This window comes from Sphingobacterium sp. HJSM2_6 (genome assembly GCF_049316305.1).
GTDB lineage: Bacteria > Bacteroidota > Bacteroidia > Sphingobacteriales > Sphingobacteriaceae > Sphingobacterium.
This window is the reverse complement of sequence record NZ_JBMOXB010000001.1, coordinates 159,953-174,013: the sequence shown is the minus strand read 5'-3', so window position 1 is coordinate 174,013 and position 14,061 is coordinate 159,953. Positions and strand designations below refer to the sequence as shown.

The 14,061-nt window shown below is 35.9% G+C and carries 14 protein-coding genes and 2 tRNA genes; 7 read left to right on the top strand and 9 right to left on the bottom strand.

Annotated elements, in window-relative coordinates; all coding sequences use genetic code 11:
* Window positions 1-80: 80 nt before the first annotated feature.
* The 5 genes from ACFRAE_RS00745 to ACFRAE_RS00725 all read right to left on the bottom strand — a co-directional run bounded on the left by ACFRAE_RS00745 (window position 81) and on the right by ACFRAE_RS00725 (window position 5,635).
* A complete protein-coding gene (locus ACFRAE_RS00745) occupies window positions 81-512 on the bottom strand; it encodes a hypothetical protein (protein ID WP_422795197.1) in 432 nt (143 codons plus the stop codon).
* Window positions 513-697: 185 nt separating this feature from the next.
* Complete coding sequence (dapA, locus tag ACFRAE_RS00740; protein ID WP_422795548.1) at window positions 698-1,573, bottom strand: 4-hydroxy-tetrahydrodipicolinate synthase; 876 nt, start codon at window positions 1,571-1,573, stop codon at window positions 698-700.
* A gap of 22 nt (window positions 1,574-1,595) precedes the next feature.
* Entirely contained in the window at window positions 1,596-3,614 is a 2,019-nt protein-coding gene (ligA, locus tag ACFRAE_RS00735; protein WP_422795196.1) for an NAD-dependent DNA ligase LigA, read from the bottom strand.
* 123 nt (window positions 3,615-3,737) lie between these two features.
* Window positions 3,738-4,769, bottom strand: coding sequence for a glycosyltransferase family 2 protein (locus ACFRAE_RS00730; protein ID WP_422795195.1), 1,032 nt, complete (start codon window positions 4,767-4,769; stop codon window positions 3,738-3,740).
* Complete coding sequence (locus tag ACFRAE_RS00725) at window positions 4,769-5,635, bottom strand: lysophospholipid acyltransferase family protein (protein ID WP_422795194.1); 867 nt, start codon at window positions 5,633-5,635, stop codon at window positions 4,769-4,771. Before ACFRAE_RS00725 ends, ACFRAE_RS00730 begins: the two co-directional genes overlap by 1 nt.
* A 74-nt stretch (window positions 5,636-5,709) precedes the next feature.
* Here ACFRAE_RS00725 and ACFRAE_RS00720 point away from each other — a divergent pair, with 74 nt between their 5' ends.
* Entirely contained in the window at window positions 5,710-6,318 is a 609-nt protein-coding gene (locus ACFRAE_RS00720; protein ID WP_422795193.1) for a WbqC family protein, read from the top strand.
* Window positions 6,319-6,380: 62 nt separating this feature from the next.
* Window positions 6,381-7,040 (top strand): hypothetical protein, encoded by a 660-nt coding sequence (locus tag ACFRAE_RS00715; RefSeq protein ID WP_422795192.1) that lies wholly within the window; start codon window positions 6,381-6,383, stop codon window positions 7,038-7,040.
* A gap of 509 nt (window positions 7,041-7,549) precedes the next feature.
* Here ACFRAE_RS00715 and ACFRAE_RS00710 read toward each other — a convergent pair.
* From ACFRAE_RS00710 to ACFRAE_RS00700, 3 genes are all read right to left on the bottom strand, one after another.
* A complete protein-coding gene (locus ACFRAE_RS00710; protein ID WP_422795191.1) occupies window positions 7,550-8,164 on the bottom strand; it encodes a sugar O-acetyltransferase in 615 nt (204 codons plus the stop codon).
* A 197-nt stretch (window positions 8,165-8,361) separates the two neighbouring features.
* Window positions 8,362-8,994 carry a nitroreductase family protein gene (locus tag ACFRAE_RS00705; protein ID WP_422795190.1) on the bottom strand — a complete coding sequence of 211 codons (633 nt, stop codon included), beginning with the start codon at window positions 8,992-8,994 and terminating at the stop codon, window positions 8,362-8,364.
* Window positions 8,995-9,026: 32 nt separating this feature from the next.
* Window positions 9,027-9,689 carry a TetR/AcrR family transcriptional regulator gene (locus tag ACFRAE_RS00700; protein WP_422795189.1) on the bottom strand — a complete coding sequence of 221 codons (663 nt, stop codon included), beginning with the start codon at window positions 9,687-9,689 and terminating at the stop codon, window positions 9,027-9,029.
* Between the two features lie 64 nt (window positions 9,690-9,753).
* On the opposite strand from ACFRAE_RS00700, the gene ACFRAE_RS00695 reads away from it, so the two are divergent.
* On the top strand, window positions 9,754-10,587 hold the full coding sequence (locus ACFRAE_RS00695) for a patatin-like phospholipase family protein (RefSeq protein ID WP_422795188.1): 834 nt from the start codon (window positions 9,754-9,756) through the stop codon (window positions 10,585-10,587).
* 22 nt (window positions 10,588-10,609) lie between these two features.
* On the opposite strand, the gene ACFRAE_RS00690 is transcribed toward ACFRAE_RS00695, so the two are convergent.
* Window positions 10,610-11,434, bottom strand: a complete 825-nt coding sequence (locus ACFRAE_RS00690) for an alpha/beta fold hydrolase (protein ID WP_422795187.1) — start codon at window positions 11,432-11,434, stop codon at window positions 10,610-10,612.
* A 135-nt stretch (window positions 11,435-11,569) separates the two neighbouring features.
* Between ACFRAE_RS00690 and ACFRAE_RS00685 the strand changes: the two genes are divergently transcribed.
* The 4 genes from ACFRAE_RS00685 (at window position 11,570) to obgE (ending at window position 14,025) form a co-directional block, all read left to right on the top strand.
* Window positions 11,570-11,643, top strand: a tRNA-Arg gene (locus ACFRAE_RS00685).
* A gap of 643 nt (window positions 11,644-12,286) precedes the next feature.
* Window positions 12,287-12,360: transfer RNA gene (locus ACFRAE_RS00680), tRNA-Arg, on the top strand.
* 71 nt (window positions 12,361-12,431) lie between these two features.
* Window positions 12,432-13,001 (top strand): adenylate kinase, encoded by a 570-nt coding sequence (locus ACFRAE_RS00675; protein WP_422795186.1) that lies wholly within the window; start codon window positions 12,432-12,434, stop codon window positions 12,999-13,001.
* Window positions 13,002-13,026: 25 nt separating this feature from the next.
* On the top strand, window positions 13,027-14,025 hold the full coding sequence (gene obgE, locus ACFRAE_RS00670; protein ID WP_422795185.1) for a GTPase ObgE: 999 nt from the start codon (window positions 13,027-13,029) through the stop codon (window positions 14,023-14,025).
* Window positions 14,026-14,061 lie beyond the last annotated feature (36 nt).

Here is a 14,061-nt window from a genome sequence, read left to right as displayed (position 1 = left end):
TATCTCTTTTTTGTGGAGCTTAATGCCTCTAAATACCCTTAAGTTACACTAGGTGAAATCTTATTGGATATGCCGTTTTATTAAAATCTAGAGGTACTAGCTTCGCGAATGGCAATAATTTCATCGACTATATATCGGGTATTACCTCGCCATGGTAAAACACCATGATATTCTTTATAATGCAATTCGATATATTTCCCACTGTTTCTAGACAGGCTATCGTAAATTGCTTGGTCTTCAATAGAAAATTCAAACTCATTACTGGTCAATCCTGTACCAGCTTGCGGAGTTCGAATCCCATCCTGTATTAATTTCCCTTCATAGGTCTTAAAAATATTACCTTTTTTTACCGCAAAATTTAAGACACCAGATTTCACCCCATCGCCAAATACAAAATAATATTTAGCATAAACTATTCCTGATACGGAAAGAAATGCAATAAGAATAAACCAATTTAAAAATTTCCGAAATGTGGATGTCCCTTTAGATGGTACCTGGTCTGTAGATTTCATAATCTTTTTTTACTTTAAACAGCAAAAAGAATACCTAAAATAAGTTGTCAATTTTTATTGTAGCATTATAGCTAATTATTTGAACAGCTGATAAGGTATATTATACGTTTGAGGCTAAACTAAATAAAAAAAATCGCTTGAACTTTTTTTGTTCAAACGATTCATTCCTAACGTTAAATAGGAAATTATAAATTTTTCATTTCAGCAATAATTGCGTTTTGTGTTTTTTCACTCACAGGGACCAATGGCAATCGAACTTCATCTTTCCCCATTCCTTTTTGTTCCAAAATGAATTTAACCCCAGCAGGATTTCCTTCAACGAAACATAAGTCTATAATTTTCAGTAATTCTTCATGGATCTTACGTGCTTCTACAAAGTTCCCTTCCTGACATAAATGGGTTAATGCGGCTACCTTAGTAGGGTAGGCGTTACCCACCACCGAAATCAAACCCGCGGCTCCCATAGCCATCATCGGTAACGTAATCGGATCATCACCAGAAATTAATAAAAAGTCTTCGGGTTTATCGCGTAAAATCTCGCTAAACTGAGCAAAACTTCCTGATGCTTCTTTGGTAGCGACAATGTTCTTAAAATCTTTTGCTAAGCGCACAGTCGTAGCTGGACTCATATTACTCCCAGTTCGGCCAGGAACATTGTATAAAATAATCGGTAGCTTCGAAGCCTCGGCGATAGCCTTATAATGTAGATATATTCCTTCTTGCGTAGGTTTATTATAATATGGGGATACAGATAGTATAGCTATATAATCCAATACCTCAAACTCCTGCAGTTGTTGTACAATTTCTAACGTGTGATTTCCTCCTACACCTGCAACCAATGGAATCCGTTTATTGACATGCTTCGAGGTAAATGCCCAGACTTGCTTTCTTTCTTCAGCAGTAAGCGTTGCCGTTTCTCCTGTAGTACCTAAGGATACTAAATAATCTATTCCGCCTTCGATTTGATAATCAATTAATTTGCCTAATGTATCGAAATCGATGGTATTGTCTGTATTAAATGGTGTGACTAATGCTACACCTGCTCCTTGAAGCTCATTCATCATGTTTATTTTTATATGCTTTTTATGGATTAATCATCATTAATAATTCCTGTTCAGATATGATAGGTACCTGCAACTTTTCTGCTTTGGCAAGTTTAGAAGGTCCCATTTTATCACCCGCGACTAAGAAATTCAATTTTGATGATATACTGCTTATCATCTTCCCACCATGAGATTCAATTAATTGTGTTAATTCCTCTCGTGAATAGGCTGTAAATACACCAGAAATTAGAAACGTTTTCCCTAGTAAATTCTCTCCTTCCAAGACCTGTTCCTTTTCTACAATTTCAAATTGGAGTCCTACATTTTTTAACTTTTCTATTTCTTCCCAATGCGCTGGAACATGTAAATAGGCATGCACGCTTTCCGCAATTCGAATTCCTATATCTTGAACCGCTAAAATATCCGCTGCAGAAGCAGATTTAATAGCGTCTATTGTTTTAAAATGCTGGGCTAATTTTTTTGCTACAGTCTCCCCAATATGCCGAATTCCTAAAGAAAATAAGACCTTTTCAAAAGGCTTTTCCTTAGATTGTTCAATTCCATTGAGTATATTGTCTATGGATTTCTGTCCAAATCGTTCCAAATTTCCTAAAGCTTCTAAGCGTTCGTTTAGATAATACAAATCTGAAATTTTGGATACTAAATTGTTTTTATAAAGGGCTTCGATTGTTTCATCTCCTAAACCTTGGATGTCCATCATTTTTCGACCGATGAAATGTTGTAATTTACCCACAATTTGAGGTTTACAACCTGTTTCATTAGGACAATAATGAGCCGCTTCACCTTCTTCTCTTACAAGGGTATGCCCACATTCAGGACATTGCGTTGGATATTCAAAGGCTGCGGCATTGGCTAAACGCTTCAGATTATTCGCTGCAATAATTTTAGGAATAATCTCGCCTCCTTTTTCCACAAAGACAAAGTCCCCAACGTGTAAATCTAATCGTGCTATTTCATTCGCATTATGTAAGGAAGCCCTCTTTACAGTCGTTCCTGCTAATAATACGGGCGCTAAATTTGCGACAGGAGTAACTGCACCAGTTCTGCCGACTTGATAACTTATACTTTTTAATTGGGTTTCTGCTTGTTCTGCCTTAAACTTATAGGAGATAGCCCATCGGGGAGATTTAGCGGTAAAGCCTAATTCTTCTTGTTGAGAAAAATCATTTACTTTAATCACAATTCCATCTATTTCATAGGATAGCTTGTGTCTAGCTGTATCCCAATGGTGAATAAAGTCTACGACTTCGTCTATTGATTGGCAAACTTTACTATGTTCACAAACTGGGAATCCCCAACTTTTTACAGCTTCTATACTTTGCCAATGCGTTTCAAAAAGCTTATTCCTTTGTTCAGCATATAAAAAGTACAAAAAGCAATCCAATGGTCTTTTGGCTACTTCAGAAGAGTCTTGTAGTTTTATCGTGCCAGAAGCAAAATTCCTAGGGTTTGCATAGGTTTGTTCTGCATTTTCTAAACGCTCGTTATTTAAGCGTAAAAACGCCGGCTTATGCATGAAAATTTCTCCACGAATTTCAAAATTATCCGGATAATTGCCTTTTTTCAATTGATGTGGGATACTTCTAATGGTTTTTACATTATTAGTCACATCATCGCCTTGTATGCCATCTCCGCGAGTGACCGCCTGCTGCAATTTCCCATCTAAATATTGAATGGATATGGATAGGCCATCAAATTTTAATTCCACAACATATTGAACAGGCTGACCTATGGCTTTCTGGACTCTATGGTCAAAATCTTTGAGTTCTTGTTCATTATAGGTGTTTCCTAAGGACATCATTGGCCATCGATGTTTGACAGTTTGAAAACCTTGGGAAATGGATCCTCCTACTTTTAAGGTCGGTGAATTTGGATCCCGATATGCGGGAAATTGAGTCTCAAGTGCTTCGAGTTCTTTAAGTTTTTGATCAAAATCGAAATCTGAAATCAGCGATTCTGCTAAAACATAATATTGATAATTATATTCGTTTAGTTCTTTTGTTAAGGCCTCTATTTTCGCTTGAATTTCTAATGACATAGTTCACGAAAATACAAAATATTATACCCTAAGACCAATAAAATGAAACTTATTCTCCAAAATTGGAAAGCTACAAATTATTTTTAAACGATCTTTATTTTTAAATATTCAGAGCAATGGATATTAATGAAAATATTTTTCATTAATTGAAGAGAATTTATGGATTTTATTCACATAATAATCCCAAATGATTGATTTTCTATATTGGCCTTTTTTGTTTTCTATGTGAATTTGTTTGGATCTTTTCTTTGCCGTTTTAAAAAAGTTTTTGAAAAAATACTGATGACCTCTACTTACAGCCCATGCATCCTTAAATTGACCATCTACCAAAAATTTAATAAGGGCAAATAAATCTATCCACAAGCGTATTGAAATTACCCAAAGTGCTTTCCAGAAAGAAAGATTTTTTTGCAACATCAACAAATTGTTTCTAAAATTTAAATAGGTTTTTTGAGGATTACTCGTTTTTAATGTGCCACCACCAACATGATAAACGGTAGAATCTGGACAATATCCAATTTGATAGCCCAATCTTTTTAAGCGCCAACATAGATCTATTTCTTCAAAATGCGCGAAAAAATCAGGATCAAATCCTGAAGCCTCTTTCCAGGCGGCTGATTTAATAAATAAGGCTGCCCCTGATGCCCAAAACACTTCTAATTCATCATTATATTGCCCTTGATCTTGTTCGGTTTGATCCAAGATCCTTCCCCTGCAAAATGGGAATCCATAGCAATCTATAAACCCACCTGCAGCACCTGCATGTTCAAATTTATCTTTTAAATGATAGGATAAGATTTTGGGTTGACAGGCAACCAATTGATCATTTTTCTCCATCATCGCGACTACCGGTTCTACCCAACCTTCTGTCACTTCTACATCAGAATTCAACAGCACATAATAGGCCGCATCTACTTGTTTCAAGATTTCATTATACCCTCCAGCAAAACCTAAGTTTTCTTGGTTTCTAATAATCGTTATCGTCGGGAAATTGGCCTGCACATAGCTTATTGAATCATCAGTGGATCCATTATCTCCCAATACGAATTCTATATTTTTATAGGTGCTATTAAATACCGACGGCAAAAATTTCTCTAAGAAAAATCGCCCATTCCAATTCAGTATTACGACAGCTACCTTCGGATAATTCATCATTATGTTCTCCTTTTACGTTTCCAACGACGATGTGACCATAACCAATATGCTGGTTCTTCACGGATAATTTCTTCTGTGAATTTGTTGTGAATATGTGTTATTTCATGTTCGGCATAATCATCTGGGTTTTCCACTAACGTAGTAAATTTACAAGTATAATAACCTCTTTTTTCTTTTCGTCTAAGTTCACAAAAAACTACTGGATTTTTTGTTAATCGAGCTATTCGTTCGGTACCGGTATACACCAAAGTCTCTTGATTCAAAAATTCCATAAAATAATCTGAATCTTGATAGGTAGGAGTTTGATCGGCAACAAATACACTGAAATGAGGCACATTTTTCAATTTTAGGATATGCCTTAGTATTTGTTTCATAGGGACCATGGTCGCTCCAAACCTCGTCCTTATTCGATTGTGTATGATGTTGAAAATCTTATTATTTAAAGGTTTATAAATCACCAAACTAGGACGTTCTGTCATCAAGGATAAGCGATGAATAGCTAATTCCCAATTTCCATAATGTGCTGAAACGCCAATAACTGATTTTTGTGCATCAAAATGTCTATTTACTTCCTCTAGATTTATTAATTCAAATCTTTTAATTACTTCGGTTTTGGAGATACTCGCCATTTTTACTGCCTCCACTAATAAATCCGGGAAATAACGATAAAATTTCCTCGCTATCAAATTTATTTCCTCTTCATCTTTTTCTGGAAACGCGTTTTTCAAGTTCTCGAATACCACTCGTTTTCTGTAACCAATAACATAATAGAGAAGGATAAATAAGAAATCTGACAATAGGTAAAGGCACCAAAATGGGAGAAGTGAAACCGTAAACAATAATCCATAAACAAGTTTTTCCTTCATCCTTATTCCAAGTTCTTGACAAATATCCCTAAATAAAGTTATTTTTGCGAACATTTAATGCGAATATTTTAGATATGGCACAAGATTTAATTTTACCGACTTGCTATCTTCCTAACTTAAGTTACTTTAATCAACTTTCAAATGCTGATGCCGTTGCATTGGAAAAATATGAACATTTTCCTAAGCAAACTTTTCGGACTAGAACGCAAATTGCGACTGCTAATGGTATACTGGAACTTATTATTCCCATTATACATGGCAAAAAGGATCGCGTACCAATGAAAGATGTTCGCATCAACTACGATGAGCCTTGGCAGCGTTTACATTGGATGAGCATACAAACGGCCTATAGAAGATCAGCTTATTTTGAGTTTTACGAAGATGATTTTAGGCCCTTTTATGAACAAAAGGAAACTTTTCTTTTTGATTTCCATTTGAAACAATTGCAAGTATTGTTGAAAATGTTAAAATTGGAAAAAGAAATTCATTTTACCGATTCATTTGAAGAAATAGCGGATGCATCGCTGGATCGTAGAAAAATAATTCATCCTAAAAAACCCTCATTAATTAGTCATCCTGTACCTTATTATCAGGTTTTTGAAGAGAAAAATGGCTTCATTCCCAACCTAAGTATCATCGATCTGCTATTTAATCAAGGGCCTCAAGCCAAAGCGTATTTGTAAATCTTGATTCACTCGTAAAACATTTTAATGTTTTTTATTGTTTGCTAATAAAACAATGTTTTATGAAGTTATTAGCCTACTGTATCCTTTTGATCAGCACTATGCAGCTGTGCTATGCGCAAAGAGGTGCTGATACTTTACATTTTCGTAAGGTATATTATTTTGGAGGTACAGGCTTAGCATTACCTTTAGGGAAGACCAAAAATGTGCTTAGTACCAAGCTATTTACTGGAAGTATGGGCTTGGATATTTCGTTGAAAAATCCTAAATATTACCTACTGCCAACTTTGTACATGATGAGTTTTGGCTATGATCAGCTAGATAAAGACCAAGAGTATGATCGAACCTTAAAGAATGGCCGTGCATCAATTTATTTATTAAGTTTAGCAGGGGGATTTCGAAAACAATGGCAACGATTAAATACCTATAGTTATATTGGTCCGGCGGCGGCATTGACTGTAGAGCCACGTGCAGATCAAAATGAAGCCATTGAGCAAATCGACTTATCGTATAAATATAGTTTCGCTCCAGCGATTAAAGTAGGGGTTGGTTCTGATTATAAATTTAAAGGGTTTTTTCTAGGTTTTGAAGTAGGTTATATTCATAAATTTCAGAAGTTACAAGGAAACCCGGTGCATGTCTTGACGATGATGGTAGGTTTGAAATCAGATATCACCAAAATTAGCGATAAAGTGGTTGAAGTTATTTCAGGCAATAATTGATGATTTTAAGGTACTTTTATATTTTTTTAAGAAAATTTTAATTTTTAATCAAGGAATAATAATAAATTAATATTATCTTCGTTCTGTTAATATCTAGATAAATAGAAATATTTAGGTTAATAATTGGTTTGGTAAATACCTGGAGTTCTCCGCTTCAGGTATTTTATTTTTACAGCTAATTTAAATTTACCTGCATTGCAATTTTTACTTTACTTGATAGGACTAATTATTGCTCAGTAACTTAGCCTTATTTTCGATATTGGAAATAAAACAATTTTCAGTAGGTTAAATTGCATGTTTCTTAAAAAATTGTCCTGGGAATTGCAGGCTTTATGATTCGTATTTCATGAACTTTCCCTTTTCTAATTAAAAATATTTTAAATTTTATGCGCATTTACATAATATTATTCTTATCCGAACGTTTTTATAATAAATTCATAATTTCATAATTTAGGTTAATAATTGGTTTGGTAAATACCTGAGACTCCCCGTCTCAGGTATTTTGTTTTTTAAATCTGATCCTCGCTAGGATAGAGGCGATCTTGGTAATAGTAGATACGATCTTGTTCTGTAATGGAACGAATCACTTTACATGGATTGCCTGCGGCAACAACATTTGCCGGTATGTCTTTCGTCACTACAGACCCGGATCCTATTACTGAATTTTCTCCAATGCTTACTCCTGGATTGAGAACGGTATTTCCTCCTATCCATACCTGATTACCTATTTCAATGGACAATGAAAATTCCCATCCTTCTTTTCTTAAGGTCGGATCTATGGGGTGCCCGGCGGTAAAAATACTGACATTGGGCCCTATCATCACATCGTTTCCTATCGTGACTGCTGCACCATCTAAGATGCATAAGTTATAATTTGCATAAAAATTATCACCCAATTTGATATTATATCCATAATCACAACGAAAAGGAGGCTCGATAAAAAACTTTCCACTGCTGTGCCCTAGCAATCCTTTTAACAATTGATTTCTAGCTTTAATCCGTGTAGGATCAAGTTGATTATAGTCAAACAAGACTTTCTTTGCGTGTTGTCGATCTTGAAATAATTCTCCGCCTCTATCGAGAAAAGGAATTTCAGCCATCATTTTCTCTTTTGATGTTTTCATATTACGTTGTTAGAATAGGCAATTTATAAATTATACCATAGAGCGGCTGTATTTTATAGAAAAATTCCATGCTTCCAATTTATTTCAGGCTATTAAAGGCAGTTGTCGTTCTTAAATCAGTAATCTCCATTACCCTATAATCCAAAAAAAAGGAGGTTAATAATTAACCTCCTGATAACTTAGGGTTGAAAATGTGCTTAATTTAATTGAATCACAAATTCATCTTTTAATACCCGAACTTTTTTCAAGCTCACTAACCAATCTTGTTGTTCATCTCTATTTCCTAAAGCTAGTATGGTCACAGAGCGTAAGCCCAGCTGCGCTAAGCCTAATAGTTCATCGAGTTGGCTGTTATTAAAACCTTCCATTGGTGTGCTGTCTACTTTTAATTCAGCAGCAGCAGCAATGGCTAAGCCAAATGCGATATACGCTTGTCTAGCGGCATGATCAAAGTGTTCTTCTTTAGTTTTGCTGTTAAAGCTAGCTATCAGCATGTTTTTATAATCATCAGCAAAGCCTGCAGGAAGGTTTCTTTCTACTTCTTGCTGTTTAAAACTACGCTCGATACGTTCGGTACTATATTCATCATAGGCAGCAAATACCAATAAATGGGAGCTATCCGTAATTTGTGTTTGACCAAAAGCAATAGGCTGTATTTTGGCTTTTAATTCTGCGTTTTTAATTTCAATAATGCGAAATGGTTGAAGTCCAGAGGAAGTAGGGGCTAAGCGTGCGGCTTCAATGATTTTGTCAATTTTCTCTTGATCTACGCTAGTACCATTCATTTTCTTGGTTGCGTATCGCCATTGTAAATCTTCTAGTAATCTCATGTAATCTAAAATTTAATGTATTATTTTTTATTTTATTTTAAAATGGAAGTAATAAAACCATCCACAGCATCTTCTAAAATAAGGCCGGGACACTTTTCATTTTTTTTATCGAGTGCAAGCAATTCAAAGGCAATCACTCCATGCAGGATAGACCATAGGGTTTTAAATTTAAGGAGCTGGTCTATGGTATCTTTGCCACTTTCTTGTACCAACTCAGCTATCAGCCTGCGGAAAAGTTCAGATAAGTTTTTTATTGTTTCGTTGGATTGCGCATGTTCGCATGTCGGAATCCCAATTCCAAACATGACTTCGTAATGTTTGGGATGAGTTAACGCAAATTCATGGTATCCTTTTGCCAATGCATGCAGCTTTTCTGAGGCGGTTTTTGCTGAATTTATGTGTGTTTGAATTTTTAGAAGCAATAATTCAAACCCTTCATTAACAAAAAAGGAGGTAATTGCTTCTTTATTTTCAAAGTGTTTATAAATTACAGGAACGGAATATTCTATCGCATCCGCAATTCTTCGGATCGAAAGTGCAGACCAACCCTCTTCGTTGACGATAATGCGAGAGCAGTCAATAATTTGATTTTTTAATTCTTGTTGCTGCCTTAATTTACGTTGTGAAACACTCATTTTCCTCTTTTTGTTAACAGTGTTAGCAAAAGTAACAACGATATCTAAATGTTGTAACATTTATTTTATTTTTAGACGAAAAAATGACATTTGAGCAGAATGAAAATTAGTTTTATCTTTAGTCATGAACTTTATTAAAAGTAAACGCAAAGTCTCCTTAGTCTTAGGAAGTGGTGGTGCACGTGGTTTAGTCCAAATCGGAGTAATCCGAAAATTAGAAGAATTAGGCTATGAAATTGATGAAGTAGTTGGTTGTTCCATAGGATCTTTAATTGGGGCTGCTTATGTAGAAGAACGTTTGGATGCATTGGAAGATTGGATGCGAAGTATTACGAAACGTCAAGTATTTCGCCTAATGGATTTTACCAATCCGAAATTTGGTCTGTTAAAAGGAGAGCGAGTCTTTGATAATTTAAAAGATATTTTTCCAGATAAAAACTTAGAGGACTTACGGATCCCTTTACGCATTATTGCTACCGATTTGAAGAATGAGTGTGAGGTGCTTTTTGAATCTGGAAGTGTCTATAAAGCGATCCGTGCATCGATTGCTATACCCGCAGTGTTTACCAGTATAGAGTCTGATAAATCTTACCTGGTCGATGGAGGGGTGATCAACCCTTTACCTATCAATTATGTTAAAAGGAAACGAAGAAATATCATCATTGCAGTGAATCTGGATGGCAAGCCTGATCCGAAATTTGGACCTTTGGCATTTGATAAAAGCCTCAATTCATTGGGCATACTACAGGAGGCATACTTATTAATGCGAAGAAGACTTTCCTATATGGCTGTTGAATTGTGGAAACCAGATTATTTGTTGGATGTACCGCATAATATTGCAGGCATTTGGGATTACGACAAAGCATCCTCCTTAATTGAAGCAGGAGGGATAATTACCGAAAAAAATATTCCAAGAGCACCAGTTAAAAAAAATGCTAAATCATCGACAAATGAATGATGTAGCATCTATTATCCTTGGATTATATGCCGACTAGGAATTTGTTCATTTGTAAGTTAAATAGTTTCGGATTTTCCAAATTTGGTAGATGACCACAGTCTTCGAATTCCATATATTTTGATTGCGGAATCGCTGCAGCCATCTCTTCCATGAGTGCTGCTGGCGTGATTTTATCTTCTTTACCGCGTATAATCAATGTAGGCACATGAATATCTCCTAAAGTTTCAGAACAATCTGTGCGCGAGGCTAATGCTAGCAAAGTTGCACAAATGGAAGTAATACTATTTCTACGGATACTGCTTTTAATTAATTCTACAGCTTCTGGATTTTGATTTAATGTTTTTGGAGCGAATACATTTCCTACAAAGCCAATGGCATAAGGTCTACGGCCGTGTTGTAATACTGCTTGAATTCCATCAAACCTCTTTTGCTTTCCTTGATTATCGTCGGCCTTGCTATGGGTATCGCATAGGATTAATCCACTTATTCTATCCGAAAACAGTTGAAAAGCTCTTAAAGCGATATATCCTCCCATGGATATGCCACAGATGACAGCTTGTTCAATCTCCATTTTTCGCATAAATATGCCTAGATCTTTGGCAAATACATCTATTGAAAAAAAGCCATGTCCTTTCGTACTATTTCCATGTCCCCGAATGTCCACAGCGATTCCTGTGATATCATCTTCCAAACTTTCCAGCTGTTCTTTCCACATGTTTTTGTTAAATGGAAATCCGTGAAGAAAAATGATCGTTTTATTTGGATTTTCTGTAGCTTTTTTGATGTGATAAGCAATGCTAATATCGCCAATTCGGATTTTGCTGCTTTTAATAATTCTCTCTGCCATAATTTAAATATATAGATATCAATACAGTAAGCAAAATATTGTTTTATTTTATTGAAAAATTGCCAAAACCGTTGATAAAGTTTAAAAAAGTATCGATATTTGCGCCACTGAAAAGAACAATAGTTCAAGCAGTATGCGCTCATAGCTTAATTGGATAGAGCATCTGACTACGGATCAGAAGGTTAGGGGTTCGACTCCCTTTGAGCGCACATCATTTAAATTTTTGCTGTTTTCTGGCTACCCAAACTCCCATTTTTTTTATTTACCGAACATGTTACCCGCAATAACTTGTGCAATAATTAAGCCGTGTTTTGTTGAAAGTTCTAATTAATGAAACGAGAAGTATGCTATGGATGATTTCCAATGATCTTTAATCCAAGCCATATTGACTTATTGGAATTTCCTGCACACTGCTATTCTTTACGTTTATGGATTCGTTCAGTCCTGTCTCCTTGATATACGCTAACTCTTAGATTCTCCTGCCTTTGGCTGCACGGAGTTGATACCTTGTTCGAGGGGATGGTAAACTAGGGGTTCAATTGCTCGCCCAAATTTTTGGAATTTTCATCCTTGCCACATTTCTCTCTTGCGCATCTTCTTCGGATCTCTTTCGGACATTCGTCGGAAGAGACCCGAGTGGGAGCGAAGAAGATCCATTGAAGGTGCCTACAAAATACGATGGTAAGCAATGACGTTAAAGACTTGTGTTTTCTAAAGTAGAATTGAAAAACTATCTCATTTATCTTTAGGGAGTTTCATGAATTTTGAAAAAAAAGTTTTGCTTGGATATTTATTTCCTTATATTTGCAACACCAAAACAGAAAGGGCATATGTCGTGGAGTAATGGTTATCGCGCTCATAGCTTAATTGGATAGAGCATCTGACTACGGATCAGAAGGTTAGGGGTTCGACTCCCTTTGAGCGCACATAAATGAGCCTAATCTTGTAAGAGATTAGGCTTTTGTTTTTTATCATCAACAATAAAAATACTCAAATTATGCTAAACCTTGTATTATTCGGGCCTCCAGGAGCAGGAAAGGGAACTCAGTCCGCTAAATTAATTGAGAAGTATGGTCTTCACCACATTTCTACTGGCGATATTTTCCGTTCGCACATTAGTAATCAAACGGAATTAGGTAAACAAGTTAGTCAGATTATTGCTGATGGTAACTTAGTGCCAGATTCGATTACTATTGCGATGTTAGAGGAAGAAATTCAAAGCAATAAGGATGCTAAAGGCTTCATTTTTGATGGCTTTCCAAGAACTGTAGCTCAAGCAGAAGCATTGGATGCCTTTTTGGAATCGAACAATACGGGAATTACAGGTGTTATTGCATTGGATGTTGATGAACAAGAGTTAACACAACGTATCGCTAAACGTCAAGAAATATCTGGTCGTGCTGATGATGCTGCAGATAAATTAAAAAAGCGCATTGAGGAGTATTTTGGTAAGACAATTCATGTATTACCTTATTACGAGAATCAAGGGAAATTAAGCAAAGTAAATGGTATCGGCGATATCGAAGCAATTTTTGCGGAGTTAAGTGCCGTTATCGATCGTTATTAATAGTAATAAATAGAACAAGGGAAATATGGCGCAAGGGTCTAATTTTGTGGATTATGTAAAAGTATGTTGTCGTTCAGGTCATGGTGGTGCTGGATCAGCACATCTTCATCGCGACAAGCATACTGCAAAAGGAGGTCCTGATGGTGGAGATGGAGGTAGAGGTGGCCATATTATATTGAAAGGTTCTTCCCAACATTGGACTTTACTGCATCTAAAATACAGGAAGCATATTATTGCCGATAATGGAGAGTCTGGTGGTAGTGCATTACGTACAGGTGCTACTGGAAGAGATGAAATCTTGGAAGTACCATTAGGAACAGTTGCAAAAGATGCTGATACGGGAGAAATCTTGTTCGAAATTACTGAAGATGGCCAAACTAAAATATTAACTCCAGGTGGAAAAGGTGGTTTAGGAAACTGGCATTTTAAATCTTCAACCGTACAGACACCTCGTTTTGCTCAACCGGGTTTACCTGGAAAAGAAGAATGGGTGATTTTGGAATTGAAGGTATTGGCTGATGTCGGATTGGTAGGGTTTCCTAATGCAGGAAAATCAACCTTATTATCTGTCTTATCTGCTGCAAAACCTGAAATTGCAGATTATCCGTTCACGACAATAGTGCCAAATTTAGGAATCGTTAGCTACCGCGATAATAAATCTTTTGTGATGGCTGATATTCCGGGAATTATTGAAGGTGCTTCTGAAGGAAAAGGTTTAGGTCATCGTTTTTTACGTCATATCGAACGAAACTCTGTGTTGCTATTTATGGTTCCCGCAGATACGGATCGCACGATAGCGGAAGAATACGAGATTCTATGGAAGGAACTAACAGCCTATAATCCGGAATTGTTGGATAAACCGAAATTATTAGCCATTACCAAATCGGATATGCTTGATGAACAGTTGGAGCAGGAAATGTCTGAACAAGTTCCCAAAGGAATTCCATATTTGTTTATTTCTTCCATAGCTGGGAAAAATATAACTCCGCTGAAAGACCTCATTTGGAAAGCTATTAATTCTTAATAAAAAATAACAAAGCAACTTCGGTTGCTTTTTTTA

Bases quoted from the DNA above. Each gene is read 5' to 3' on its own strand.
- ACFRAE_RS00745 (WP_422795197.1), bottom strand. From the start codon at position 512: ATGAAATCTACAGACCAGGTACCATCTAAAGGGACATCCACATTTCGG.
- dapA (WP_422795548.1), bottom strand. From the start codon at position 1,573: ATGAATGAGCTTCAAGGAGCAGGTGTAGCATTAGTCACACCATTTAAT.
- ligA (WP_422795196.1), bottom strand. From the start codon at position 3,614: ATGTCATTAGAAATTCAAGCGAAAATAGAGGCCTTAACAAAAGAACTA.
- ACFRAE_RS00730 (WP_422795195.1), bottom strand. From the start codon at position 4,769: ATGATGAATTATCCGAAGGTAGCTGTCGTAATACTGAATTGGAATGGG.
- ACFRAE_RS00725 (WP_422795194.1), bottom strand. From the start codon at position 5,635: ATGAAGGAAAAACTTGTTTATGGATTATTGTTTACGGTTTCACTTCTC.
- ACFRAE_RS00720 (WP_422795193.1), top strand. From the start codon at position 5,710: ATGGCACAAGATTTAATTTTACCGACTTGCTATCTTCCTAACTTAAGT.
- ACFRAE_RS00715 (WP_422795192.1), top strand. From the start codon at position 6,381: ATGAAGTTATTAGCCTACTGTATCCTTTTGATCAGCACTATGCAGCTG.
- ACFRAE_RS00710 (WP_422795191.1), bottom strand. From the start codon at position 8,164: ATGAAAACATCAAAAGAGAAAATGATGGCTGAAATTCCTTTTCTCGAT.
- ACFRAE_RS00705 (WP_422795190.1), bottom strand. From the start codon at position 8,994: ATGAGATTACTAGAAGATTTACAATGGCGATACGCAACCAAGAAAATG.
- ACFRAE_RS00700 (WP_422795189.1), bottom strand. From the start codon at position 9,689: ATGTTACAACATTTAGATATCGTTGTTACTTTTGCTAACACTGTTAAC.
- ACFRAE_RS00695 (WP_422795188.1), top strand. From the start codon at position 9,754: ATGAACTTTATTAAAAGTAAACGCAAAGTCTCCTTAGTCTTAGGAAGT.
- ACFRAE_RS00690 (WP_422795187.1), bottom strand. From the start codon at position 11,434: ATGGCAGAGAGAATTATTAAAAGCAGCAAAATCCGAATTGGCGATATT.
- ACFRAE_RS00675 (WP_422795186.1), top strand. From the start codon at position 12,432: ATGCTAAACCTTGTATTATTCGGGCCTCCAGGAGCAGGAAAGGGAACT.
- obgE (WP_422795185.1), top strand. From the start codon at position 13,027: ATGGCGCAAGGGTCTAATTTTGTGGATTATGTAAAAGTATGTTGTCGT.